Source organism: Mucilaginibacter ginsenosidivorans (assembly GCF_007971025.1).
Taxonomy (GTDB): domain Bacteria; phylum Bacteroidota; class Bacteroidia; order Sphingobacteriales; family Sphingobacteriaceae; genus Mucilaginibacter; species Mucilaginibacter ginsenosidivorans.
This window is the reverse complement of sequence record NZ_CP042436.1, coordinates 898,511-923,436: the sequence shown is the minus strand read 5'-3', so window position 1 is coordinate 923,436 and position 24,926 is coordinate 898,511. Positions and strand designations below refer to the sequence as shown.

Below are 24,926 nucleotides of genomic sequence, written 5' to 3'. Positions count from 1 at the left end.
TCTTAGTTATATATTAAATCATCTGTTATGAAAAAAGCAGGATTGGCTCTCGCCATATTTTTTTGCGCCATCGCCCTGGCATTTACCACGACTGTAAAAAAAGATCACTGGAAATCCCTTTTCAACGGGAAGGACCTTAGCGGATGGGATACATACCTGGGCCCGCCTCTTGACGATGCCGGCAAGCCCGTCACCAACGAGCCCGTAAGTTTAAACAACGACCCTAAGCAGGTTTTCAGCGTAGTGAAGGACAACGGGGAAAATGTGATCCGGATTTCCGGCGAAGGGTGGGGGGCGATCATCAGCCATAAGGAATATGAGAATTACCATTTACAGCTACAGTTTAAATGGGGTGCGCTTAGCTGGGGACAAAAGAAGGGAAAGAAGAAGGACAGCGGACTGCTATATCATTCAGTGGGTAAATACGGGGCCGATTACGGCGCCTGGATGCGGGCGCAGGAGTTCCAGGTAGAAGAGGGCAACACGGGCGACTATTGGGGTTGTGCAGGTGGCATGGCCGATATTCCGGCTATAAAAAAATCAGAGACCGAATACATTTATGACAAGCTGGGCGCCATGTACACGTTTAGCCAGGAAAGTAAACAGGGGCGCCATTGCATTAAACAGGGCGATGCCGAAAAGCCATCGGGGCAATGGAATACGCTCGACCTATATTGTCATGGCGATACCAGCATGCACTTTGTAAACGGTAAGCTGATGATGGTATTGTATCATAACCGGCAGTTGGAGAAAGGACAGGAGTTGCCGCTTACCAAAGGAAAAATACAATTGCAATCGGAAGGAGCGGAATTATTCTATAGGCAGATCAGAGTACAGCCAATTGATAAATTGCCGGCGTTTTAACGATTAGTCCTTATACTTCCAGATATGTTTAATATCAATAACAGGTGTGCGGTCAAGTACTTCAATGCCGGAAATTTCTATTCTCCCATCCGTTGCTACCGATACAACTTTTACAGCGTGAATACCGATTGGATTTGGCCTGTCAGGCGACCGGGTGGAAAACACGCCGGTTAGCGCGGCGTTAGGGTCGTTGCGGGGCCGCAACTTCAGTACCGTGCGATCGGCCTTATCCAGCCAGGTAAACAATAGAATATCTGTCCCGGAACTAATGTTTTGTATACCCTCTGAATATTCAGGAAATATCTCAATCGACGCGCCTGGCGCATTCTCATCCTCCTGCCGTGGGCAATCGTCAAGGCTTTTTAGCGGGGAGTGTATCTTGCCAATGAATTTTATTGTTGGTTCCATAAAGTAAAAATATGGAGAGCGGGCAACCAGTGCATCATTTTTTCATCATAAAAAAGAGGGGCATCTTTACCTGATCGTAAAGACGCCCTTCTTAAATATCTGTAGATTGATGTACCGCTTATTGCTGGTCGTCGGGTTCGTCCGAAGGGGTACCAACAATTTTATACACTTTGTGCTTGTTTGCATCCAGCGTTTCCTGGTAGTAATAACCGTCCGGCGAAACATAGAATTTCTCGCCGTTGATTTTGATTGTTTTGCAATCCGGTGGCAGGGTTTCTACGATATCACCTACCTGGGGCAACTGTTGCTGACCATCTGCACCATCAACCTGGTCATTGGTATTCAACTCACCGTCCTTACCGGCTACCTGGTAACTAACTGTACCGTCGTCCTTGGTAATTGGCTCATAGTAAACCCCGTTTGCTTCGTAGTATTGCTGACCGTTGATCACAATAGATTGCGCGTTTGACGGCAATTCATTCACTTCGGCGCCAATTGGCGGCTCAACCACGGTGTATTCGTTATTATCATAACTGTAAAACAAGCCGTTGCTGTAGTAGTAAGGATAATCGTCGTAGTAAAACGAATAATATCCGTAAGGCAAAAACCCGATACTGAAGCCCAGACGTGGCGCATAATAGGTTCCATAATACCCATGATAATAATGGTAGTAGTGGTGCGTGCCCCAATAACCGGTAGCGTAAATACCTCGGCCGCCGGCACCTACTGCCGATCTGCCGCCCTGGCCCACATAACCACGGGTGCCTACAACGCTACCTGTACCCGGTGCTACATAACCGCGGTAACCTATTGAACCCGGGTTAGCCGAAGTTACACCGATACGGTTGGCCGGCCTGATGCCCTGGCTGTTAACGCGCGGAGGCGCAATGGCCACACGTGGGTTACTGATAGACGGATTATACCTGTTTGCCGTAGGACTGCTTACGGATGGACGGTAACCTCCGCTGTTAACGGACGGGCGATACCCTCCTGAATTACTAACGGAAGGCCTGTAACCTCCGGATGTGCCAACCGATGGACGGTACGAGCTGCCACTGTTACCAGTACTGCTGGTAGACGGGCGGAAGCTGCTGCCGCTGCTTGACGGGGCGGAGTGCGAACCACCGCCACCACCTCCACCGCCCGATGAGGACGGGGAAGAATGTGAGCCACCGCCGCCGGCGCCTCGCTGGGCGGATGCGGGCAAGGCTAAGAACAGGCCTAATAAGCCGCTTAGCGCAATGGCTGATAAATATTTATATTGACTTTTCATGCTGAATATTTTATAAGGTTATAGTGCTTTTAACACCATCGTATATTGTTAGACTAAAAAACTACTAAACGGTTTAATGTAATATTAAATTATTTTATCAATTATGTGGACGGCTAATTTACGTGATACTGTGACAGGTTTATGAATAATTGGTCCCAAAAATACCTCTTGTAAATGTAAATATAGCCATTCGGCTGCATACAACCAATAGACCTGAATTCGGGCCGGAGGGTTTAACGTGGAATACTGACGTAAAAGACTGTTTTGCATCTACAATTGTTCGGCAATAAATAGCATCGCCTGGTCGAATTTAAGGCTGAAAAAACCGTCGTTGGTAGTTTTGAAGCGGTGGTTTCCTATAGGTTCAAGCCCATTTATATGCAGTTCGTGCGGGTGCGTAAGCACCTCAACAAATTCGCCCGCAGGTTTCCATTTGCTGAATCCTGAATTTACCGGGTATATTTTGCGGTTATTATGGAATATCACCAGGTTGATCTTATCGGTAAAAAAAAGGTAATCTTTTAATTGCAGATCGTCCGTAATAATATTAACAGCGGGATAGCCGTTCGTAACAAGATATTTGAGTGCCGCTTCGGCCAGGGTATCACTTCCGGCGGACATTATTTTGATATCCCGCTGCATGGGTTTGTAGTTTTTCGGCGCGATGATCCAGTCTATTTTGATGCCGCTTTGATGCAGCAACGGGGCGGTTTGCTGCGTGGCTATCACCGTCGGGCTCCATTCCAGCAGTTGACCCAGCAATTCGGGCGAAAAATTACTGAGGCCCACCACCAGCAAGGCGGGCTCCTGTTTTTCGCGTACGATATGGTGCGAGGACACGGGGTTAGTGGTTTGGAGATTAGTTAAGTTGTGATTAGTTCTAAAACTGAAAAATAAGTAAATAGTTTGGTATTAGTGATTAGTTAATTGGTTATCAGTGATTAGTGTCAATATATCTTTTTATAAAACTGCCGCAGTGCTGTTGCCGGGTTGGGTGCAAGGTTTACAGCAGCGGAAACAGCTATACCGTACACTCCTGTTTCCAATAAAGGCTCGACATCTGTCAGTTGTACTCCGCCTACCGCTATTACCGGTATCTCAACGGGATGCTTTTGCAACTCCCGGTAACCCTGAAAACCCAACAATGGCTTGTCATTAGGTTTGGTGTCGGTATGAGCAAAGGGGCCATAGCCGCAATAATCTATCACACCGGTAGCCTGTACACGCAGCAAGCTTTCGATGTTAGTAGCCGATGTACCCAGCGTTTTGTCATCGCCGATATGTTTTCTGATGGATACCAGGTCGGCATCAAAATCCTCGATGTGCACTCCCTGGGCGTCAACCCGGTCGAGCAAGTGATAATGATTGGCCAGGATCAGCGTAGCACCCCAGTCGTCGCAAATCGCGGCTACTTCATTTATTTCCGCTATCAATTCAGGGTCCGTTTTCGTCAGGCAACGGTATTGTATCCAGTTGGCTCCTGCGCCGCAGGCAATATGCGCCTGGTCGGCATGGCTGCGGTTAGGTAAATTCTGCGTCAGGTAGTGGAATTTGGAGATGTATTTCTTCATAATGTAGTCCGAAAGACCGAAAGCCGGCAAATCAGGAAATTATTTGTTATAAAAGTTTTAAAAAGTCTTTCGGACTTCCGGTCTATTTAAGTGCCTCCGGTATCGGTTTGCCGATACATCCATTAGGCGCTTGTATATGTAATAACGCAGCAACGGTCGCCGCGATATCTGTCATGTGCGTTTCGCGGTTCAAGTGGCCATGTTGTATGCCCCAGCCCATAAACACTAGCGGTATATGCGCGTCGTAAGGGTTCCAGGTGCCGTGCGTGGTACCTGTTGGCCCGGCCTCGCTTCCGCTATGCCCCGTAAACCAGCCCGGTTCCAGGATTATCTGAATGGCTCCGCTGTGCACAGGGCTATAACCGTTTATAATGCGGATACGCAGTTCATCGGGGATATTGGCCGTTTTGGCATTTTTCATATCGATGGCATACGCTACCCCCGGCGATCTTTCCAAATACGCTATGCAATCCTTTTTAACGGCATCTTCGTCCAGTTTAGCATAGTTCATGTCCTTATAGTTGAAATTGACCTGGTAATTGGCCAGGCTAAGGACAAGCTTTTCAACTTTATATTTTTTTAACAGCAGTTTATTCAGGCTATCCTTTATTGCAGCGTCTTCCCAAACATTTGCCGGTATGCCGTGGTCGTTCAAAAAAGCCGTATTATGCGCTGCGCCATGGTCGGCGGTTAAAAACACGGTATAATTTCCTTTGCCCACTTTGGCGTCCAGGAAGGTGAAAAGCGAAGCAAAATCCCTGTCAAGTCTCAGGTAAACATCTTCGATCTCGACGGAATTTGGTCCGAACTGGTGCCCTACATAATCAGTCGAAGAAAAACTCACTGCCAAAAAATCGGTCACATCGTGCTGGCCAAGGTGCTCGCCGTTGATGGCTGCTACAGCCAGGTCAAGCGTCAGTGTATTACCGTAAGGAGTCGAACGGATCAAACCCAGACCGGTCTTTTTATATATAGAGGATGTTTTTACCGGGAAGGTCGGACTATCGGCACCGCTGAATTTCCCCTCGTACTTGCTATTGTCGGGCAGCGTTTGTACATAGGTATCAATAGGATAAAGCGTGTTCCAGTCAAGCTTCAAATAGGTCTCAGGCAGTTTTTGATCGTTAAAATCCTTTACCCATTGCGGCAGGTCGTTCATGTAATAGGTGCTGGTTATCCAGTTGCCACTTTTGTCGTCGAACCAATAGGCTGCGTTCGCGGTGTGACCGGCAGGCAGTATACCACCTCTATCCTTTAGTGCTATGCCGATCACCTTTGAGCGGAAATTGGTGGCCAGCCTCAATTCGTCGGTAACCGTAGTGGTTAGCAGGTTCCTCGGCGACATTTTCCCCGCGGCTGAAGTGCTCCCAACAGTTGCCACTGTGGTATCCTCGGTGCAGTATACCGATCGTCCCGTCGCCTGTATTATAAAATCATTCCCTGCAATACCGTGTATAGCCGGTACCGACCCGGTATAAACACAGGTATGGCCCGGTGCCGTAAATGTAGGAATGTAATCTATTAAAGTGTTATCGCAGCTAAAGCCATCATTCAAAAGACGCTTAAACCCATTGGCCTGGTAGCGGTCGTAAAACCGGTATAAATAATCCCACCTCATCTGGTCGACCACGATACCCACCACCAGCTTGGGGCGGGCAAGCGTGTCGGCAGCAGCGACGGTAATGGTATTATTGGCTACAGGCGTCTTTTTCTTTTTGCGTTGGGCCGATGTATTAACGGCAATAAGGGCGAGTAATAGTATGAGCAGGTATTTTATCTTCATCCCGGATTTTTTATGGCAAATATCAGCAATGCTAACAAAAATCAATGTGATATTTACGTTACGGCAATTTAAAGCGAACGTCACCATGTGGTTGACCCATTCACACGAAATTTTGCCGAAATATTTTAGCTTTGAGCTTTAACATGGAACTAACATACCGGCCCTTCGAACTCGAGCTAAAACATCCTTTTACCATTGCTAAATTCTCCCGCACGTCTACTCCTTTGATGCTGCTGGAGATCAAACATGAAGATTACACCGGTTACGGCGAAGCCTCGATGGTGCCCTATATGGGCGAGAGTCATCAAACAGCCGCTGAGTTTCTGACCAAAGTCGATATTACTCAATTCAAATATCCATTTGATTTTGGGTCGATCATTCATTATCTCGATAGCCTTGCCCCGGGAAATCCGGCGATCAAAGCGGCCATTGACATCGCTTTACACGATCTTGACGGTAAACTTCGGGGTAAACCCTGCTGGCAATTATTGGGCAGCAACCCGGCATTGATGCCTTTAACCAGCTATACCGTAGGCATCGATACTCCTGAAGTTTTGATACAAAAAGTGAAGGGGGCGGGAGATTGCCGCATCATCAAAGTAAAGCTTGGCCGCGACAGCGATAAAGAACTGATCAACACCATTCGTTCGGTTACCGGGCTGCCACTATATGTCGACGCCAACCAGGGCTGGACGGATTTGCGGCAAAGCCAGGATATGTGCCACTGGCTACAGGAGAAGGGCGTGGTACTAATAGAGCAACCTTTTGCTAAAACCGACCCGGCCAGCAATGCCTGGCTAAGCGAACGCAGCCCTATACCTATCATCGGCGACGAAGCCGTACAGCGTTTGGGGGATGTGGATAAAGCGAATGGAATTTACAATGGTATCAATATTAAGCTGATGAAATCAGCAGGAATGTACGAAGCACACCAGATGATCAAAAGGGCGAAAGAATTTGGCCTTAAAATATTGATCGGCTGTATGAGCGAGACCAGCTGCGCCACACTTGCCGCCGCTGCACTTGCCCCTCAATGCGACTGGGCCGATATTGACGGACCTTTCCTGGTGAGTAATAATCCTTTCAAAATGCCGGAGTTTAAGGATGGGAAATGGGTGTTGACAAGCGCGCCTGGTTTGGGCTTAAGCTGATCCGCTTCTGCAGTATTACCATGAATTTGACGGGGTAAAAAATAGGATGATGACAACGGCGGCCCCAATGAAATTAATGATGTAAGACAGGAATACATTAACAGCCATTTGCCTTGTTAACGGCCTTTTTAATTTAGATACACGTAAAAGTGTCCTTAAAAAAAGGTAAAGAGCCAATATAAAATAAATAAAAAAGGCAGGCAGATCTAACCCGGGACCCGCCAGGTTTGTTGGAGAAAGATGATGCGCGCCTACCAGCAATACCAACCCGATGATGTAGTAGATCAACAGGCTGGAGGGAGTATCGGCTTTCAGGATATTATTCAATGCTTACTATTCTATTTAGTTCGTTTTAAAGTGATTATCGGGCCGGTCGCGTTCTCGTCATAGTTTTCAGTTCGGTTCCCATCCGGGAATATCTGCCATTTGATGGTATTATTGTCTACAAAGAGCAGGAACCCTGTCAGCGTTGCTGACTGCCCACCTGAGATAAGCATGGTTATATCAAGTTTTGCCGGGTTTTTTGGCAGCCCGGTGACGTAGGTGTAAGGGGCATAGCTTTGCCATTGATAATTACAATTACCTTAGTGGTATCCAGGAATTGAATGGAGGCTTTAGTGCCCTGGCTGTCTGCGCCTTCCCATTTCCCAACCAGATCTTGATTTTTATATTGTGCAAAAACAACCGATGAAAAAAATAAGAAAATAATAGCAAAAATGTATTTCATATAACTCTTACTTATCACTCAGCATAATCGGATTCCCCTTGCCCCCGCCGATAATGATCACCTTGGCATTTGGCGATAAGGCGATTTCCTTTTGCGCCTTGATGCTTTCGTAGATGAGCTGCTTATCTGACAGCCCGGTCGAAAGTATTTTCTGGTAATCGGCTATACCCTGTGCTTCAACACGTTTACGGTCAGCCTCCTGCCGTTCTTTCTGCAACACAAATTGCATTTTCTGTGCGTCCTGTTCGGCATTGATCTTTGATTCGATACTTGCTTTTACCGACGCGGGCAGCGTAATATTGCGTACCAATATTTGCTGTAACAGCAGCCCATTTTTTGCAAAGCTTTGTTCGATAGTTTGATTTATGCGCTGCTGAAATTCCTGTCTTTTGGTCGAATACAGGTCGACGGCCTGGTAATTAACCGCGTTATCGCGTATGGCCGTCCTCGAAACCGGGCGCACTATTTTATCCTCATAATTCGGGCCGATATTTTGTAAGATAAAAGGCGCTTTTTCGGGATTAACCTTATAAAGAACCGAAAGGTCGATGGTCACTTCCAGGCCATCGGATGATAAAACCCTGATGGCATCGTCACCCGATTTTGTGCCTTCGTCGTTAACGCCGCTCATTGTATAGTTCTGTGTTTTGGTATCGAAAGTTGTTACCTCAACCAACGGATTCACAATATTAAGGCCGCTTTGAAGCACCCGGTTCTGCACCTTTCCAAACAGTGTTTGCACGCCGACCTCGCCCGCGCCAATCTGCTTGAACATAGATGCACCCAGCCCTAATAAAACAACAGCGACGCCGATGATCTGCACAAGACGTCCGTAATGGCTGGCCGGTTCGGGCGAGCGCTTGAGTACTATGCCGACAATAAGCACAATGACCCCTAAAATTGCGATAACCATGATTTTTTGATTTAAGGTTTGTTTTGCATGTTACGCACTTCTTTCATAAGGCGTATTTTCAGCACAACCAGCACCGCTCCTATAAAAACAGCGCCGGCTATATATTCGTAATGCTTCTTTTCAAAACCTGTATATATCAGCACAAGGCATATAAAAATGCCGATATTATACAAAACGTTAAGTGCCAGTTTTTTTGCCATAGCTTAATATACCTCGATGGATGGATCGATATCTTCAGCCCATGCCAGTATGCCCCCCTGCAGGTTGGCCAGGTTGGTAAAGCCAAACTGCTGCTCCAATTGCATAATAGCCGCGGCGCTGCGTCTTCCGCTGCGGCACATAACCACTACCGGTTTATCTTTAGCAACCTGGTCGGCCTCTATCAGTATTCCGCCAAGCGGTATCAGCTTACCGCCAAGGTTCGACATTTCATATTCAAAATCTTCACGAACATCGATCAATTGAAAATCCTCGTGACTATCCATCATTTCTTTTAGTTCCTGTACGCTTATTTCTTTCATTGCTTTATTAAATTTCAATCAAATGTAGCTTTTTATTGCATAACAAATTATTCAAGGGAATTGTAATGACCGGCAAATGATCTAACCGGATGTCAAATTGAAGATAATATTCCTGCCCGGGCAAAAATTCAAATCAAACCCTGATAAAAATTGTTACTGTTGGAAGCATTTCAATAATCGCGTTGTAACAAACAGTAGGTATCAGCGTTTTATATATGTTTGCAAAAAATTTGCATCCCGCTTATGATCGCATGAAAGATCAGCTATTCGTGTAATACAGCACTTTAAAATCAACAAATGAAAAAAATCACACGCTTTTTCTGGTTTTGTTCCGGGGCGCATATAGGCACATTAAAAAAATACCCTGTCGAGCATAATAAGTATGTCGGCATTGGGGCAACCATATTCTTCACAGCGCTGTTCGCTTCGCTTTCAGGTGGTTATGCCATGTATTTTGTATTTAACGGCAGCCCGTTTGCTGTTGGCTTTGCCATCCTTTTCGGTATGTTATGGGGGCTGGCAATCTTCAATATGGACCGCTACATCGTATCCAGCATCGACAAAGAAGGCACTACCAAACAACAGATCATACAGGCTTCGCCCCGCATCTTACTTGCCATCATGATCGGTATCGTTATCTCGCGACCGCTCGAGCTGAAAATATTCGATAAGGAGATTCGCCAGAAACTAAAATCAGCCTATTTAAAAGGTCAGAACCGCAAGATCGACACGCTCGAAAAAACTTATAATCAGAAATATGCGATGGAGCTCGGCAAAAAGTCCGACCTGAAAAAGGAAAAGGACTCGCTGGAGCAGGACATCAACCGTTCGCGTTCACAACTGAACCAGGAGGTTTTCGGCGATAAAACGGACCAAACGTCGGGTATCGTCGGTTACGGGCAATATGCCAAGCAAAAGCAACAGGTTTTACAGGAAAAAGAGGACCGCCTGAAAACGGTGACCGGCGACCTGGGTCAGATGGACGACTTCCTCAGTCGCCGAAAGGATTTTGAGGGTCTGAGCGATATCCGGTTATTTAATGCACATGAACTCGACAGCTTGTCCAACATCGCCGGCTTTTCCGACCGTAACTGGGCACTGGGACAGTTAACTTACAACGACAACGGCACCCGCGACCTGGATACTTATCTTGCGATATCCTTTATTGGTTACCTGTTCATCCTGTTCGAATGCCTGCCTGTTTTCGTCAAACTGATGTCGCCGAAAGGACCCTATGACGTAGCCATCAACAAAGTTTCCGAAGCGAATATCTATTACGCTGAAAAAGACAAGGAGCGCGACATGAAGATGACAGATAGCATTTACGACCATCACCTGGAAACCGATATTGAACGGCAAAAAAAGATCATCACGGCGCAATCCGACTACGATTTCGATCATCATAGCTACGATTAAAAAATGATTCAGCTATGAACGGATTGTAACGATTACGATTCTTATTCCTAAAAATCCCTGAATCGTATCTTAACCGCATTTTCTTTTACTGATTTAATAGTAATTTCAGCGCTGTTAATTCAGCATCATGAAAAAGTTTTATTTATTGGCGACTACCTTGCTGTTTGCATCTTGTTTGTCCGCACAGGTTGATAAGCCGCAAAAGGCTATTTTTTATTCCATATCGTTTCCAAACGCAGCCCACCACGAGGCGGAAATTGTGATTACCGTTCCACAGGCACCATCTGGAACCATCAAAGTGCGCATGAGCCGTTCGTCGGCAGGCAGGTACGCAACGCATGAATTTGGCAAGAATATTTACAATGTAAAAGCGGCGAATGTGGACGGCAGCCCTATCGAACTAAAACAGGTTGAAGGCGACCTGTACGAATTGGGCGATCACGGCGCAACTGTAAAAATAACTTATACGCTTTTCGGAAACTGGACCGACGGAACTTACACCGGCATCGACCCAAGCCATGCCCACCTGAATATGCCTGCCACCTTTATGTGGGTTGTGGGCCAGGATAAAAGACCGTTGCGGTTTGAATTTAACGACCTTGATAAATATGGCTGGAAAGTGGCCACACAGTTAAAGCACGAGGGCGATAATGTTTATTCGGCTCCAAATATGCAATATATGATGGACAGCCCCACCGAGCTTTCTGCCTATAAGGTTAGTAGCTGGGAGGTTAACAATAACGGCAAAAATGAAAAGATAAACCTATCCATACATTCGGACGACAGCCAAAGCGTTATCGACAATTTTGCTAAACAAGTGCAGCGTATGGTTTTAGAAGAAAAAGCCATTTTTGGCGAGCTGCCGGCTTATGATTATGGTGAATATACTTTCCTGGACGATGTTTATCCAACTAATTCGGGCGACGGCATGGAGCACCGCAACTCAACCTGTATCGTTCAGCCGGTTGCTAAAGTGGAAGGCTATGAAAGCCGGTTGCTTGGCACTTTTTCGCATGAGTATTTCCACAGTTGGAACGTTAAGCGCATTCGCCCCAAATCACTGGAACCATTCAATTTTGAGCACGCCGATATGAGCAGCGAGCTTTGGTTTGCCGAAGGCTTTACACAATATTACGGTGAACTGGTGCTCGAACGCGCAGGCTTTCGTACCGTGGACGAGTACACACGCACATTATCAGGTTTGATCAACCAGGTACTGAACACTCCCGGCGCGGCTAAATACCCGGCCACCCAGATGAGCCGTTACTCGGTTTTTGCAGATGCCGGTGTTTCTATCGACCCGAATAACCAGGCCAATATGTTCACCAGCTATTATACCTACGGCGGCGCCATCGCATTGGCATTGGATCTTCGCCTTCGCAGCGAGTTCAATACTACGCTTGATGATTTTATGCGGACTGTTTGGCTAAACCGCGGCAAGGTGATGAAGCCTTATGTAATTGCCGACCTGCAGAGCGACCTGGCCAAAGTGACCAACAATCCGAAGTTTGCAACCGATTTCTTTGCCAAATACATTTACGGCACCGAAAAAAATAATTACGAAGCCTTATTGGCGAAGGCCGGACTACTGCTTCAAAAAGCGCAGCCGGGTAAGGCATGGGCCGGGCCGCTAAGCTACGGTCGCAACCGTGGCCGGTCAGGCGAGGCCCGTACAACAGGCGACGAGGGTCTTGCCGTATCGGTAAGTATCGAGGGGACACCGATTTACAAAGCCGGGCTTGACGTTGGTGATATTATTTTAAAGGCGGACGGTAAAGATGTGAAAGATGCCCAGGCGTTTAACGATATTGTGGCCGGGAAAAAGATCGGTGATAAGATCGTTGTCAATTACCGGAACCGTACCGGCGATCACGAAGCAACCGTCACCCTCGAAGAAAATCCTGCGCTGGAAGTTGTTACCTTTGAAAAAGCAGGAAAAAGTATAACCAAAGAACAAACCGATTTCCGTAATAACTGGCTATCGACCAAAGTAAAATCACGATGAAAAAATTGAGCATAGTAATTGCCTTTATAGGCATTGCATCTTACAGCTTCGGCCAGGATGTTGACAAAATGATCAAGCAGGATGATGTGGAGCGTATCATCAAAACCCTTTCTGCAGATGATATGCAGGGGCGGGGTACGTTTACTCCCGGTATTGAAAAAGCGGCGCAATTTATCGAAGCGGAGTATAAAAATATCGGGCTGGTTCCTATGACCGGCAACACCGGTTACCGGCAAAATTTTACCATGGTAAAGACCGCGGTTACGAAAGCGGATGTTAGCATAAACGGTACTGCTATCGATCCTAAAAACATTGCGGCAAGCGGAGACGTATCTTACAATTGGACCAATTTAACCGATGCGGAAATAGTCAAGGTAACACCCGATAAGGACTTACGCACTGTGTTCATGAACACCCGCAGAAGCGGCAAAAGCACATTAGTGCTGGTTGATCCAAAATTCAGTGATATTTTCAGCAGGGTACAATCGCTTTACAGCAATGGCAGTGTATCATTTAAAAATAAACCAGTGAATGCGACAAAAGCCGTATTCGTACTGGGCACATTTGACGAGGTGAATTCGATATCGGTCAATTGCCAGGTTACGAGCAAGGAACTTCCCTTGTTTAATATTGCGGGCATTATTCCCGGCAAAACCAAACCTGACGAATTTGTGGTATTCTCGGGCCATTACGACCATTTGGGTATCGTAAAACCTGTGGGCCAGGATAGCATAGCCAATGGCGCCGATGATGATGCGTCGGGCACTACGGCCGTTATAAGCCTGGCGCGGTATTATAAAAAACTGAACAACAATGCCCGCACGCTGATATTTGTAGCTTTTACTGCTGAAGAGATAGGTGAATTCGGCTCGCAATATTTTGCTACGACGGTCGACCCGGATAAGGTTGTTGCCATGTTCAATATAGAAATGATCGGCAAGGCATCTAAATGGGGACAAAACTCCGCTTTCATCACCGGCTTTGAACGTTCAGATTTTGGCACCATCCTGCAAAAGAACCTGGAAGGCACCGCCTTTAAATTCTATCCCGATCCTTATCCTGACCAAAACTTGTTTTATCGCAGCGACAATGCTTCGCTGGCGGCCGTTGGCGTTCCGGCCCACACCATTTCAACCGACCAGATAGATGTTGATAAGCTTTATCATACGGTAAAAGACGAGTTCAGCTCGCTTGACGTGGCTAACATTACTTCTGCTATCCGCGCTATAGCATTAAGCTCGCGTACAATTGTAGCCGGAACGGATACACCGAAACGGGTGGAGAAACTGAAAAAATAAAATGTACAACCATTGCGGGCTTCGGTATTGCTATCGCGACATTGTGCTATGGGTTGTATATGATATCAGAGGGGAAAAGGTTGACTAAGATTAATTGAAATAGATGTTTACCGATATTGAACAGCAGACTCTGGATATAGATTGGTTTTTTACCAATTATGAGGATATTGGTTTTAGCGCTTCAGCCGGTGGCAAACTTCCCGGCTCAGTAGCCAAATCTGCTGCAAATCAAAACTTACTATCTGAATTTTTTGACGGCTTGCCTAAAACAACCGAGGCGATAATTAATCCTGAATTAAGTAAATTTATTACTGGCGGAATTGGTGATAATTACCTTAGATGCTTTGTGCTCATGGCTCAAAAAGGGCTTTTTGCATACGACAAAACAATAACAAATAATTTTTCAGATCCATATTATCATCTCGTAGCCATGCCAGTCAATCAACTTAAATTTGAAGAATTACCTGTTGAAGTAAAAGAGGTATTGAAATATTCGAAATACACCGGAGCTATGAACCCTGTTATCAATATTGATTTGGTTCAATAGCAAAAAAGTGCAGCACTTATAATTCCTTTCGCATCACATAATCGTTCATCCAATACTTTCCTATCGGGATATCTTCCTCATAAGCTATTACAAAACCCATTTTTTCATAAAAATTTTTCGCTTTGTTATGACGGTTCACATTCAGGTCGAGCGTATACTTCCCCGCATCCAGCGTTTTCTGTATAACGGCTTCTATCAATATTTTACCGTAACCTTTGCCCTGTGTTTCGGGCAGGCAATATAATTTGTGCAGTTTATAAATTTCAGCATCCTCTTCACGTGCGGAGTACCCCGCAAATGCTACAGGCTTGCCGTCTTCTTCCAGGATAAGATAGGATTGCGTATCATTTTCCAATTGCGATTTGATCTTCCCGACCGAGTAAATTTCACCCAACATAAAGCTGATTTGCTCCGAATCCAGCAATGGCCCATAGGTAGGCCACCAGGTTTTTTCAGCTAAATCGCGGATGGTTTCAACGTCATTTATGGTTGCAGTGCGGATAGTATACATGGTTCAAATATACGGAACACCCGTAGAGACGCATAATTATGCGTCTCTACAAATTAATATTTATACCTCTCTCCCCAAAGCTTTTTCAGCTTCTCCTTCGTCTCATGTTCTTTGGCATTGTTTCCTGGTTCATAAATTTTGGTGCCTTTAATGGCATCGGGCAGAAAATCGATATCAACAAAATTACCCTGGTAACTATGGGCATACTTATAATCCTTACCATAACCGATATTCTTCATCAGCCTGGTTGGCGCATTGCGCAAATGCAGGGGAACAGGCAGATCGCCAGTCTCGCGCACCAGGGCTATAGCCGCGCCAATAGCCGTTGTGGTCGAATTGCTTTTAGCAGATGTAGCCAGGTAAATTGCGGTTTGGGACAATATCAATTGCGATTCGGGCATACCGATAACATTAACCGCCTCAAAACACGATTGCGCCAGTAGCAATGCGTTCGGGTTAGCATTGCCTATATCTTCCGAAGCCAGTATCAACATACGGCGGGCGATAAATAAGGGATCTTCGCCGCCAACTATCATCCGCGCCAGCCAGTAAACCGCCCCATTCGGGTCGCTGCCCCGCATGGATTTGATAAAGGCCGAAATAATGTCGTAATGCTGTTCGCCGGCTTTATCATACAGCGCCATATTTTGCTGTACATGTTCCAGCACGATATCATTGGTGATGGTTATTTTCTTCCCCTCAAAAGCATTGACCAACAGTTCGAAAATATTCAGCAGTTTACGGGCATCGCCGCCGGAAAGGCGAAGCAGAGCCTCATGTTCCTTAATATCGATCTTTTTGCTTTTCAGTACAACATCTTCTTTCATGGCCTTGGTCAGCAGGCTCAAAAGGTCATCTTCCTCCAGCGATTGCAAAATATAAACCTGGCATCGCGACAGCAAAGCCGATATCACCTCGAATGATGGATTTTCTGTCGTAGCGCCTATCAGTGTAACTATACCACGCTCTACTGCGCCCAATAACGAGTCCTGCTGCGATTTGGAAAAGCGATGAATTTCGTCAATAAATAAAACCGGCAATGTTTCGCCCTGCTCTTTTAACAGCGATGCTTTTTCAATCACCTCCCGGACATCCTTTACTCCGGAATTGATAGCGCTTAACGAAAAGAACGGCCTGAACAAGGTTTGCGAAATGATATAGGCCAGCGTGGTCTTGCCAACTCCCGGTGGTCCCCAGAATATCATGGAAGGCAGCGAACCGGATTCGATGGCTTTGCGCAACACGGCGCCCTGCCCGACCAAGTGCTTCTGACCGACATAATCGTCCAGTGTTTTGGGGCGCATGCGCTCGGCTAATGGCGGCAGGTTATTCATTATGGTAAAATTCGGAATTTAAATTTCAAATCCTAAAGAATTTAGTAATTTCGGTGATATTTATCTATGATCCAACAATACACTCCAACAAACTATAAGTCGATTTGTGACGAACTGGCTGCCACCGATGCTGATCTTAAGCAAATAATTGATACTTACGGCTACCCTCCATTCTGGTCTAGGACCAATACTTTTGAATCATTGGTTCATATCATTTTGGAACAGCAGGTTTCACTGGCTTCTGCTCTATCGGCACTGAATAAACTAAGAGAACGCGCACAGGAAATTACCCCTGCGCGGATATTGTTACTGACAGACGAGGAAATGCGCGCTTGTTATGTAAGCCGCCAAAAAAACAGCTACATCAAATACCTGGCAGAGGCGCTTTTAAGCGGGCAGCTGAATTTAGACGATTTCCCTTCAATGACGGACGACGAGGTCCGCACCAAGCTGACCGCCCTTAAAGGTATCGGCAACTGGACGGCGGATGTGCACCTGATGTTCGCATTACAAAGGGTCGATATTTTTCCTATAGGCGACCTGGCCGCGGTCAATGCCCTGAAACGCGTAAAGCGACTGCCGGCAGAAATCACCCGGGAACAAATGCTGGAGATCACCAAACAATGGGCGCCTTATCGTACCCTCGCGGCTATGTTACTATGGCATTTTTATTTGAGTTCCCCCCGGCCCCCTAAAGGGGGAGGCCGGCAATCTTAATTACTCCCCTTTAAGGGGCCGGGGGCTTATACATTAAACAATCCGTTCCGCTCCTGCTCCTGGTAATTCTGAACCGTTTCGATAGCGTTATCAATCACATCACTTAAGGCTACAATAAACGTACCCGGTTTGGCCATGCTCATGGCGTACTTAATCGCTTCAACTTCTTTCGGCACAATTTCGAATTGTTTATCCGGGTCGACCGAGTGGATACCTTCTATCAACAGGTTCAAAATATTTTCTTCGGTTCGTCCGCGCAGGTGTTTTTCCTGCCGAAGAATAATATAATCGAACATTTCTGCTGATAGCTTACCTATTTCGCGGATATCCTCGTCGCGCCTGTCGCCGGTGCCGGCAATGATGCCGATCTTCAACGGCGAATCAATATGGCTCAAAAACGCCTTGATGCCATTGAATCCATCCGGGTTATGCGCAAAGTCGATCATGAACCGGAAGTCCTTAAACTCGAAGATGTTCATCCTGCCCGGGGTCTGTGCCGCCGACGGTATAAAGGTTTGCAGCGAGGTTTGTATGTCCTCGGTCTTGAAGCCCCAAAGGAAAGTGGCCAGCGTGGCTGCCATCACGTTCTGTATCATAAAAGGCACCGTTCCGCCGAAAGTCAGTGGTATCAGGATGGTTCGCTGAACGCGTATTTTCCAGTCGCCTTTTTGTATGGTCACAAAACCGTTCTCACAGATACAGGCAATACCACCCTTTTTGCAATGCGATCTGATAACCGGGTTATTTTCGTCCATGCTGAAATAAGCCACGTTGCATTCAGCCTTCCGGCCAATTTTTACGCAATAGTCATTATCTGCATTCAGTACTGCCCAGCCGTCTTTTTTTATGGAATTGGTTACCACGCTTTTCACCCTTGCCAGGTCGTCAAGCGTATTAATGTCCGCCAAACCCAAATGATCTTCCTGGATGTTGGTGATAATGCCGATGTCGCATTGTCCAAAACCTAACCCTGCGCGTAAAATGCCGCCCCGAGCCGTTTCCAATACTGCGAACTCAACCGTTGGGTCCTTCAAAATAAACTCGGCGCTTACCGGTCCGGTGGTATCGCCCTTCATCATCATATTGTTCTGCACGTAGATACCGTCCGAGGTAGTAAAGCCTACCCTGAAGCCGTTGTTCTTTACGATATGTGCAATAAGCCGCGTAGTAGTGGTTTTCCCATTGGTGCCGGTAATAGCGATTATCGGTATCCTTGCCGATTTGCCAGGAGGGTAAAGCATATCGATCACATGCCCGGCTACGTTTCGCGGCAGACCCTCGCTGGGCGCAATGTGCATCCTGAAACCCGGCGCCGCATTCACCTCCAGAATCACGCCTCCCGTATCAGTCAGCGGTTCGGTCAGATTTTCGGCCATAATGTCAATACCGCATATATCCAGGCCGATGATCTTGGATATCCGCTCACAGATGAAAACATTCTGCGGGTGTACATGATCGGTCACATCTACGGAGGTTCCACCGGTGCTCAGGTTGGCGGTCGACTTTACGAATACTTTTTCACCTTTTTTCGGAACAGTTTCCAGGGTATAGCCCTTTTTATCCAGCAGGTCGAGCGTGTCACGATCCACACTGATCAGCGTCAACACATTCTCGTGCCCATAACCCCGGCGCGGATCGGTATTTTCCAGGTCGATCAGTTGTTGTATGGTCGAATGTCCATCACCCTTCACATGGGCCGGATCGCGCAGCGCGGCCGCCACCATTTTATTATCGATTACCAGTACCCGAAAATCGTACCCGGTTACAAAACGTTCAACGATAACCCTCCTCGATATTTTCGCAGCGTGTTCGTAAGCAGCAATAGCATCTTCTTTTGTCCGGATATTTATGGAAATTCCGCGCCCATGGTTTCCGTCCAATGGTTTAAAAACAAGGGGGAAACCCACCTTGCGTATCGCTTCGTCAACGCCTTCGGCAGATGAAATGGTAATGCCTTTTGCCACCGGAATTGCCTGCTCCAGCAGCATACGTTTGGTTTCGTCTTTATTACTAGCAATATCTACCGCTATCGAGCTGGTCTTTTCCGTCATGGTAGCGCGGAAACGTACCTGGTTTTTGCCGTAGCCAAGCTGTACCAGCGACTGATTGTTCAGCCTGATCCACGGAATATCCCGCGATATAGCCTCATCCACTATTGACCCTGTGCTTGGCCCAAGTCGGGTGTTTTCCCGTATCTCGCGCATTTGCTGTATATCGTATTCCAGGTTGTAATCTTCGCCTTTTATCAATGCTTCCACAATACGGACGGCCGCTTCCGCCGCATAAATGCCAACCTTTTCTTCTAAATAAGTAAACACCACATTGTAGACCCCGGTAGTTTTCGTCTCGCGCGTGCGGCCGAAACCAGTATCCATGCCAGCAAGCGATTGTATCTCTAAAGCAATATGTTCAACCACATGGCCCATCCAGGTTCCGGCTATTACCCGCTGAAAAAATCCGCCGGGTACGCCGGGCGAGCAACGATGCGAATACAAGGTCGGCATCATTTTTTCCATCCTTTCCAAAAACCCCTCGATTTTGTTCGTAGGCTTATGCTCCATCTCCTCCAGGTTCAGGCGCATTTGTATCAGTTTTTTACGGTTTGTGCTCCAGATATTTGGTCCGCGCAACACCTGTATATTTTCAATTTTCATAGAGTATTTTTGATGATTTTTTAGGGGTTCAATTTTCAATAAAGCTATAAAACTTCGTATCGTAATAAAAGTTTTCGGTTAAAAACTGCCAACATGTTTAAATTTAACTGCATACCTTTGAATTCCTTTTTACTTAATTTGCAACCATACCCCCGGGCGACCGTTCCGGGATTAATTTATTTACTAAAAAACATCCGCTATGGTAAATCCCAAAGGAAAATTAGTGATAATCGGAGGCGCTGTCGACCTGGGCACCAACATCAGCTCGCAGGAACATATAATTCAGCCCGACCATCTCAAATTTTTTGACCGGGGCATACTCAAACGCATTATAACCGAATCGGCCCATCATGAAGGTTCGGTAGTTGAAGTTGTCACCACCGCTTCGCAGATACCTGAATTGGTGGGCGCTGAATATGTAAAAGCCTTTGGCCAACTGAACGTACCCAAAGTTGGCACCATCCATATTAAGAGCCGCGAAGACGCTACGCATAAACCTTACCTCGACCGTATACGCAAGGCCGATGTAGTGGTATTTACCGGTGGCGACCAGCTGCGATTAAGCTCTATTTTCGGCGGAACTGAATTTTTGCAGATACTGAAGAGCCGTTATCAAAACCAGGATTTCATTATAGCAGGCACATCGGCCGGGGCGGCAGCAGCGTCGGCCCACATGATCTACCGCGGGCAGAGCAATGAGGCTTTAATTAAAGGCGAGGTACAGATAACCGCGGGACTTGGCTTTATCGATTCTGTTATTATCGATACTCATTTTGTACAGCGCGGCCGCATCGGCAGGTTAATGTACGCTGTGGCCAGCAATCCGGGCATATTAGGTATAGGGCTGGGTGAAGATGCAGGATTACTGATTACAGAAGGAACAATGATGGAGGCTATCGGCTCTGGTTTGATCATTTTAGTAGATGGCAAAAACCTGGTGGAAACCAATATTTACGACGTTGAACTTGGTTCGCCGGTGTCAATCGAAAACCTGAAATTGCACGTCATGTCGATATATGATAAGTACGATCTGCACCAGCATAAACTCTATATCAAAAAAGTTGTTAAGGTTGAAGAAGGGGTATTTATACGCGGCCAGGATACGGATTTGAAAAATTAGTCGTTAACTTTGGATATCATTTCCCCTAATATTTCATCTTATCTTAAAAAAAACGGCTCATGAAGTTGATAATTCATGGAGGCTTTTTTAGCGAATCGAAGACTAACCAGGAGGTTAAACAAGCTAAACAGGCGGCATTAAGGGAAATTGTGAAGCTGGGCCACAGGTACCTGGAAACCCATAACGCGATTGAAACCGTAGTTTACACGGTTTGCCTGCTGGAGGACTGCGACCTGTTTAATGCAGGCACGGGTTCGCAGATACAAAGCGACGGTAAGATAAGGATGAGCGCTTCGCTGATGGACGGCAAAACCATGGAGTTTTCTGGGGTGATCAATATCGAAAATGTCAAAAACCCCATTTGCGTGGCCGAAAAGCTTCTGCGCCGGCCAGATAAGGTTTTAGCCGGAAAAGGCGCCCGCGAGTTTGCGCGCCAGCAAGGTATCCCGCACTACGACCCCGAAATACCCCAGCGGAGGCACGAATACGAAAAGAAACTGAGCGATTCCATACGCCTGGGTACGGTTGGCTGCGTGGCGCTTGACTTTTATGGCGACCTGGCAGCAGGAACCTCGACAGGGGGTAAAGGCTTTGAAATACCCGGCAGGGTAAGCGACTCAGCAACAGCTGCAGGAAATTATGTGAACCAGTACGCAGGCATATCTTGTACCGGAGTAGGCGAGGATATTGTGGCCGGTGCCGTGGCCCCAAAAATTGTTACCCGGGTAACGGATGGCATGTCGCTGCAAATGGCAACTGCAAAAACGCTGAACGAAATGAAATCGTTCGATGGTTTTGCAGGTGTTATCGGCATCTCGGCAAAAGGCGAAACCTATCATGCCGATACCCATCCCTATATGGTTTGGGCCGCTTATGATAACGGCATCGAAGTATTTTCCTGAAAGCGGTTGCGGAAAGCTGGCATCCCCGCTATTAATAAAAACTGTGCACTTCCCGCAAAATCTTTACAGTTCAGCTATAAACTAACCTAAACAAATAACCGTTGTAACCCGTATAAATACAACAATTTATAATTTAACGAATTATCGTTATTTTAGCGAGCTAAATAATTATTTAAACTATTCAGAGGGAGAGATTTAATGCGCTATAAATTAATTATTTTATTTTCTGTCTTCAGCCTTTCGGCATCGGCACAATTCCTGCATATCTCCTTCAAAAAGAAAAAACACCCCATATTACGGAACATACCGCAAATAAAAGACCGGTCCCTGTGTCACGTTAGCGAACGCCAGGTAGTCTTACTTACCGAAGTAAAGCCGTATCAATATGATGAAAGCTGGTTCAGCATGCAGGCCCGCGAAAAAGTATTGCTCAAAACCGTTAAACACAATATGAGCTGGCGAATATATAATGTGGCCAGTTACAATTTTAGCGACCTGGCGGAGTTATATATCAAAATGCACCGGTTTTCGGAGGCGAAATGGTACCTGCTGCAAAGCAATAACCTTTCGCGCGGGCAAAACGACGACAGGCTGACCATTGACAACCTGCTTGACCTGGCCATAGTGAAAGAACGCCTCGGTGACCTCCCATCGGCACGCGCCGATCTGAATGAGGCACACGATATGGCACAGGCAAAAGGAATGAAGGATAAAATGGACGAGATAAATAAAATGATACCCATGCTCGGCCAGAATAAAGCCTTCATCGCAAACAGGTATGCCGAAACACCCGACGCTGCTGCTAAAGATTTGTAAAATTGTTTAAACTTTACTTCAACTAAATTATTCTAGCAAACAATAATTTGTAATATTGTTATCCTGATAAGGAGGCAGCTTTACACTGTCTCTTTTTATTTAGAACAGAAAAAACTTATAATTAGAAGAAGTGTTGGTATTTAACTATAGTCCCGATTTGAATAAAGTAAAAGATATGTTTAAGAAAGTATATATTTTGTTGCTTTTGGGCGCCGCGCTGGCGTGCAAAGCCTCGCCTAAACAGCATCCGATGGTAAAGGTTGCCGGTTCCAACGATCTGACACCGGATGCACAGCAAAGCACGGTATGCCGCTATGTAGCCGACCTGATAACCGAATACAACTATAAAAAGGTTAGCCTGAATGATTCTATCTCGCAGGTGATCTATAATCGTTATATCAAAGAACTTGACGAGAATCACAATTACCTTTTAGCCTCGGACCTGCAGGATTTCTCAAAATTCAAAACGGTACTGGATGACGACCTGAAAGACGGTAACCTGAACGATGTGTTCTACATGTTCAATGTTTACCAGAAAAGGTATAACGACCGCATTAAATATTCACTGGCTCAGCTGGACAAAAATTTTGATTTCACCAGCAACGACCGTTTTACTTATGACCGCGACAGCTCAAACTTTTTCGCATCGCAGGCCGAAAGTGATAAAGCCTGGACAGAGCGCGTAAAATACGATCTGCTAAACCTGAAGCTTACAGGGAACGATGCCGCAAAAAATAAAGAAACGTTGCGCAAGCGTTACGAAAACCTGTTGTCGCAATCCAACAAACTGAACAACCAGGATGTGTTCCAGATTTTTATGGACGCATTTACAAATGCTATCGATCCGCATACCAACTATTTCAGCCCGGCAAACGCGGCCAATTTTAATATCGAGATGTCGCGTTCGCTCGAAGGGATCGGAGCTACGCTTTTGAGCGAAAATGAATATGTTACCATCAAAACCATTGTACCGGGTGGCCCGGCTGACAAAAGTCACCAGATATCTCCTGAAGACCGGATAGTTGGCGTTGCACAGGGGAAAACAGGAGAGTTCCAAAACGTGATAGGCTGGCGTATTGACAATGCTATTGCCCTGATACGCGGCACTAAAGGTACCATTGTTCGTTTGGAGATATTACCGAAAGGCAGCAATGTGGCCAGCAAACCCAAGGTTGTTGAAATGGTGCGCGAAAAGATCATCCTTAAAGATCAGTCGGCCAAACAGGAAATACGCACCTATAATTCCAACGGAAAAACAGTGAAGATCGGTGTTATATCCATTCCCGCGTTTTATATCGACTACAATGACTATAAATCGGGCAACCCGAATTATAAGAGCACAACACGCGATGTAAAACTGATACTGGATACGCTTAAGCGCGAGAACGTGGACGGAGTGGTTATCGACCTGCGTGAAAACGGTGGGGGTTCGTTATTGGAAGCAGTTGACCTGAGTGGCCTTTTCATCAAATCGGGCCCGGTTGTGCAGGTGCGCAATCCTAACGACCAGATAGAAGCAGATAACGATGAGGACCCAACCATTTCGTACAGCGGCCCTATGGCAGTGCTGGTGGATCGTTTTAGTGCGTCGGCATCCGAGATATTCGCCGGCGCTATGCAGGACTACGGCCGCGCGCTGATCATTGGTACACAAACCTACGGCAAGGGTACCGTTCAGAATGCTATCGACCTCGACAGGATAATTAAGCCATCGGCAACCGACAAACTGTCCCAGTCGGCGTCAAACAAAAAGCCGATTGCTCCGGGTAGCCAAAGCAAGTACGGGCAGCTTAACCTGACGATCGCGAAATTTTATCGGATCAGCGGCAACTCGACCCAGCATAAGGGCGTTACGCCGGACATCAAGTTCCCTTCACTTATCCCGTTGAATAAATATGGTGAAGATACTGAACCATCTGCATTGCCATTTGATGTGATTGCCAAGAGCGATTATACCCGTGTTGGCGATTTTTCGGGTGTGACACCAAAATTGATACAACTGCACGATCAGCGCATGGCAGGCAGCGCAAGCTATAAATTACTGATGCAGGATATCGCCGATTTCCAGAAGCATGACAGCGAGAAAAGTGTTTCGTTGAACGAGCAGGAACTTAAAAAACAACGTGATGCCGACGAGCAAAAATCGTTCGAGCGGGACAATGAAAAACGTGTGGCCCTGGGTTTAAAGCCATTGAAAAAAGGTGAGGCAAAACCCCGTAACGAGGATCTTGACTTCCTGAAAATAGAAGCGGGGCAGATACTGACCGATTATATCAACCTTGGCAGCAAGTATACCAACACACTTGTACCGCCAAGCCAGCAGTAAAGAAAATAGCACATCTGTTTGAAATATCCCGGCGTGCCGGGATATTTTTGTTTAAAACCATTTGCAACG

The 24,926-nt window shown here is 46.3% G+C and carries 25 protein-coding genes; 11 read left to right on the top strand and 14 right to left on the bottom strand.

Annotated features, from left to right (window positions below; genetic code table 11):
* The first annotated feature begins 27 nt into the window (after positions 1-27).
* Entirely contained in the window at positions 28-864 is an 837-nt protein-coding gene (locus FRZ54_RS04235; RefSeq protein ID WP_147030403.1) for a 3-keto-disaccharide hydrolase, read from the top strand.
* 3 nt (positions 865-867) lie between these two features.
* On the opposite strand, the gene tsaA is transcribed toward FRZ54_RS04235, so the two are convergent.
* From tsaA to pafA, 5 genes are all read right to left on the bottom strand, one after another.
* On the bottom strand, positions 868-1,272 hold the full coding sequence (gene tsaA / locus FRZ54_RS04230) for a tRNA (N6-threonylcarbamoyladenosine(37)-N6)-methyltransferase TrmO (protein ID WP_147030402.1): 405 nt from the start codon (positions 1,270-1,272) through the stop codon (positions 868-870).
* A 118-nt stretch (positions 1,273-1,390) separates the two neighbouring features.
* Positions 1,391-2,545: a DUF6515 family protein gene (locus tag FRZ54_RS04225; RefSeq protein WP_147030401.1), complete on the bottom strand. Its 1,155-nt coding sequence runs from the start codon at positions 2,543-2,545 to the stop codon at positions 1,391-1,393.
* A 270-nt stretch (positions 2,546-2,815) separates the two neighbouring features.
* Positions 2,816-3,385, bottom strand: a complete 570-nt coding sequence (locus tag FRZ54_RS04220) for a thiamine diphosphokinase (protein WP_147030400.1) — start codon at positions 3,383-3,385, stop codon at positions 2,816-2,818.
* Positions 3,386-3,492: 107 nt separating this feature from the next.
* Positions 3,493-4,116 carry a thiamine phosphate synthase gene (locus FRZ54_RS04215; protein WP_147030399.1) on the bottom strand — a complete coding sequence of 208 codons (624 nt, stop codon included), beginning with the start codon at positions 4,114-4,116 and terminating at the stop codon, positions 3,493-3,495.
* Between the two features lie 82 nt (positions 4,117-4,198).
* Positions 4,199-5,899, bottom strand: coding sequence for an alkaline phosphatase PafA (pafA, locus tag FRZ54_RS04210; RefSeq protein WP_147030398.1), 1,701 nt, complete (start codon positions 5,897-5,899; stop codon positions 4,199-4,201).
* A gap of 143 nt (positions 5,900-6,042) precedes the next feature.
* Here pafA and FRZ54_RS04205 point away from each other — a divergent pair, with 143 nt between their 5' ends.
* Positions 6,043-7,050, top strand: a complete 1,008-nt coding sequence (locus FRZ54_RS04205; RefSeq protein ID WP_147030397.1) for a dipeptide epimerase — start codon at positions 6,043-6,045, stop codon at positions 7,048-7,050.
* Between the two features lie 15 nt (positions 7,051-7,065).
* On the opposite strand, the gene FRZ54_RS04200 is transcribed toward FRZ54_RS04205, so the two are convergent.
* The 6 genes from FRZ54_RS04200 to FRZ54_RS04180 are packed head-to-tail and all read right to left on the bottom strand — an operon-like array spanning position 7,066 to position 9,211.
* Positions 7,066-7,377, bottom strand: coding sequence for a hypothetical protein (locus FRZ54_RS04200; protein WP_147030396.1), 312 nt, complete (start codon positions 7,375-7,377; stop codon positions 7,066-7,068).
* Between the two features lie 11 nt (positions 7,378-7,388).
* The gene (locus tag FRZ54_RS24330; RefSeq protein WP_187359740.1) at positions 7,389-7,547 is read right to left on the bottom strand and encodes a hypothetical protein; all 159 of its coding nucleotides are present in this window, start codon (positions 7,545-7,547) and stop codon (positions 7,389-7,391) included.
* A 2-nt stretch (positions 7,548-7,549) separates the two neighbouring features.
* Complete coding sequence (locus FRZ54_RS04195; RefSeq protein WP_147030395.1) at positions 7,550-7,777, bottom strand: hypothetical protein; 228 nt, start codon at positions 7,775-7,777, stop codon at positions 7,550-7,552.
* 7 nt (positions 7,778-7,784) lie between these two features.
* A complete protein-coding gene (locus tag FRZ54_RS04190) occupies positions 7,785-8,690 on the bottom strand; it encodes a prohibitin family protein (RefSeq protein ID WP_147030394.1) in 906 nt (301 codons plus the stop codon).
* Between the two features lie 11 nt (positions 8,691-8,701).
* Positions 8,702-8,890 (bottom strand): DUF6358 family protein, encoded by a 189-nt coding sequence (locus tag FRZ54_RS04185; protein ID WP_147030393.1) that lies wholly within the window; start codon positions 8,888-8,890, stop codon positions 8,702-8,704.
* Between the two features lie 3 nt (positions 8,891-8,893).
* A complete protein-coding gene (locus FRZ54_RS04180) occupies positions 8,894-9,211 on the bottom strand; it encodes a rhodanese-like domain-containing protein (protein ID WP_147030392.1) in 318 nt (105 codons plus the stop codon).
* Positions 9,212-9,508: 297 nt separating this feature from the next.
* Here FRZ54_RS04180 and FRZ54_RS04175 point away from each other — a divergent pair, with 297 nt between their 5' ends.
* From FRZ54_RS04175 to FRZ54_RS04160, 4 genes are all read left to right on the top strand, one after another.
* The gene (locus tag FRZ54_RS04175; protein ID WP_147030391.1) at positions 9,509-10,627 is read left to right on the top strand and encodes a DUF4407 domain-containing protein; all 1,119 of its coding nucleotides are present in this window, start codon (positions 9,509-9,511) and stop codon (positions 10,625-10,627) included.
* Between the two features lie 127 nt (positions 10,628-10,754).
* Positions 10,755-12,632: a M61 family metallopeptidase gene (locus tag FRZ54_RS04170; RefSeq protein ID WP_147030390.1), complete on the top strand. Its 1,878-nt coding sequence runs from the start codon at positions 10,755-10,757 to the stop codon at positions 12,630-12,632.
* Complete coding sequence (locus FRZ54_RS04165; protein ID WP_147030389.1) at positions 12,629-13,930, top strand: M20/M25/M40 family metallo-hydrolase; 1,302 nt, start codon at positions 12,629-12,631, stop codon at positions 13,928-13,930. Before FRZ54_RS04170 ends, FRZ54_RS04165 begins: the two co-directional genes overlap by 4 nt.
* 103 nt (positions 13,931-14,033) lie before the next feature.
* Complete coding sequence (locus tag FRZ54_RS04160; RefSeq protein ID WP_147030388.1) at positions 14,034-14,477, top strand: hypothetical protein; 444 nt, start codon at positions 14,034-14,036, stop codon at positions 14,475-14,477.
* 16 nt (positions 14,478-14,493) lie between these two features.
* Here FRZ54_RS04160 and FRZ54_RS04155 read toward each other — a convergent pair whose 3' ends face one another.
* Complete coding sequence (locus tag FRZ54_RS04155; RefSeq protein ID WP_147030387.1) at positions 14,494-14,988, bottom strand: GNAT family N-acetyltransferase; 495 nt, start codon at positions 14,986-14,988, stop codon at positions 14,494-14,496.
* A gap of 53 nt (positions 14,989-15,041) precedes the next feature.
* Positions 15,042-16,322, bottom strand: a complete 1,281-nt coding sequence (locus FRZ54_RS04150) for a replication-associated recombination protein A (protein WP_147030386.1) — start codon at positions 16,320-16,322, stop codon at positions 15,042-15,044.
* 66 nt (positions 16,323-16,388) lie between these two features.
* Here FRZ54_RS04150 and FRZ54_RS04145 point away from each other — a divergent pair, with 66 nt between their 5' ends.
* On the top strand, positions 16,389-17,039 hold the full coding sequence (locus FRZ54_RS04145; RefSeq protein WP_147030385.1) for a DNA-3-methyladenine glycosylase family protein: 651 nt from the start codon (positions 16,389-16,391) through the stop codon (positions 17,037-17,039).
* 26 nt (positions 17,040-17,065) lie between these two features.
* Here the strand turns inward: FRZ54_RS04145 and cphA are convergent, their stop codons facing one another.
* Entirely contained in the window at positions 17,066-19,693 is a 2,628-nt protein-coding gene (cphA, locus tag FRZ54_RS04140) for a cyanophycin synthetase (protein ID WP_147030384.1), read from the bottom strand.
* Positions 19,694-19,892: 199 nt separating this feature from the next.
* Between cphA and FRZ54_RS04135 the strand changes: the two genes are divergently transcribed.
* The 4 genes from FRZ54_RS04135 (at position 19,893) to FRZ54_RS04120 (ending at position 24,857) form a co-directional block, all read left to right on the top strand.
* Entirely contained in the window at positions 19,893-20,813 is a 921-nt protein-coding gene (locus tag FRZ54_RS04135) for a cyanophycinase (RefSeq protein WP_147030383.1), read from the top strand.
* Positions 20,814-20,872: 59 nt separating this feature from the next.
* Positions 20,873-21,715: an isoaspartyl peptidase/L-asparaginase gene (locus FRZ54_RS04130; RefSeq protein ID WP_147030382.1), complete on the top strand. Its 843-nt coding sequence runs from the start codon at positions 20,873-20,875 to the stop codon at positions 21,713-21,715.
* 198 nt (positions 21,716-21,913) lie between these two features.
* A complete protein-coding gene (locus FRZ54_RS04125; protein ID WP_147030381.1) occupies positions 21,914-22,531 on the top strand; it encodes a tetratricopeptide repeat protein in 618 nt (205 codons plus the stop codon).
* Positions 22,532-22,706: 175 nt separating this feature from the next.
* Positions 22,707-24,857 carry a carboxy terminal-processing peptidase gene (locus FRZ54_RS04120; RefSeq protein ID WP_147030380.1) on the top strand — a complete coding sequence of 717 codons (2,151 nt, stop codon included), beginning with the start codon at positions 22,707-22,709 and terminating at the stop codon, positions 24,855-24,857.
* The last annotated feature ends 69 nt before the right edge of the window (positions 24,858-24,926 follow it).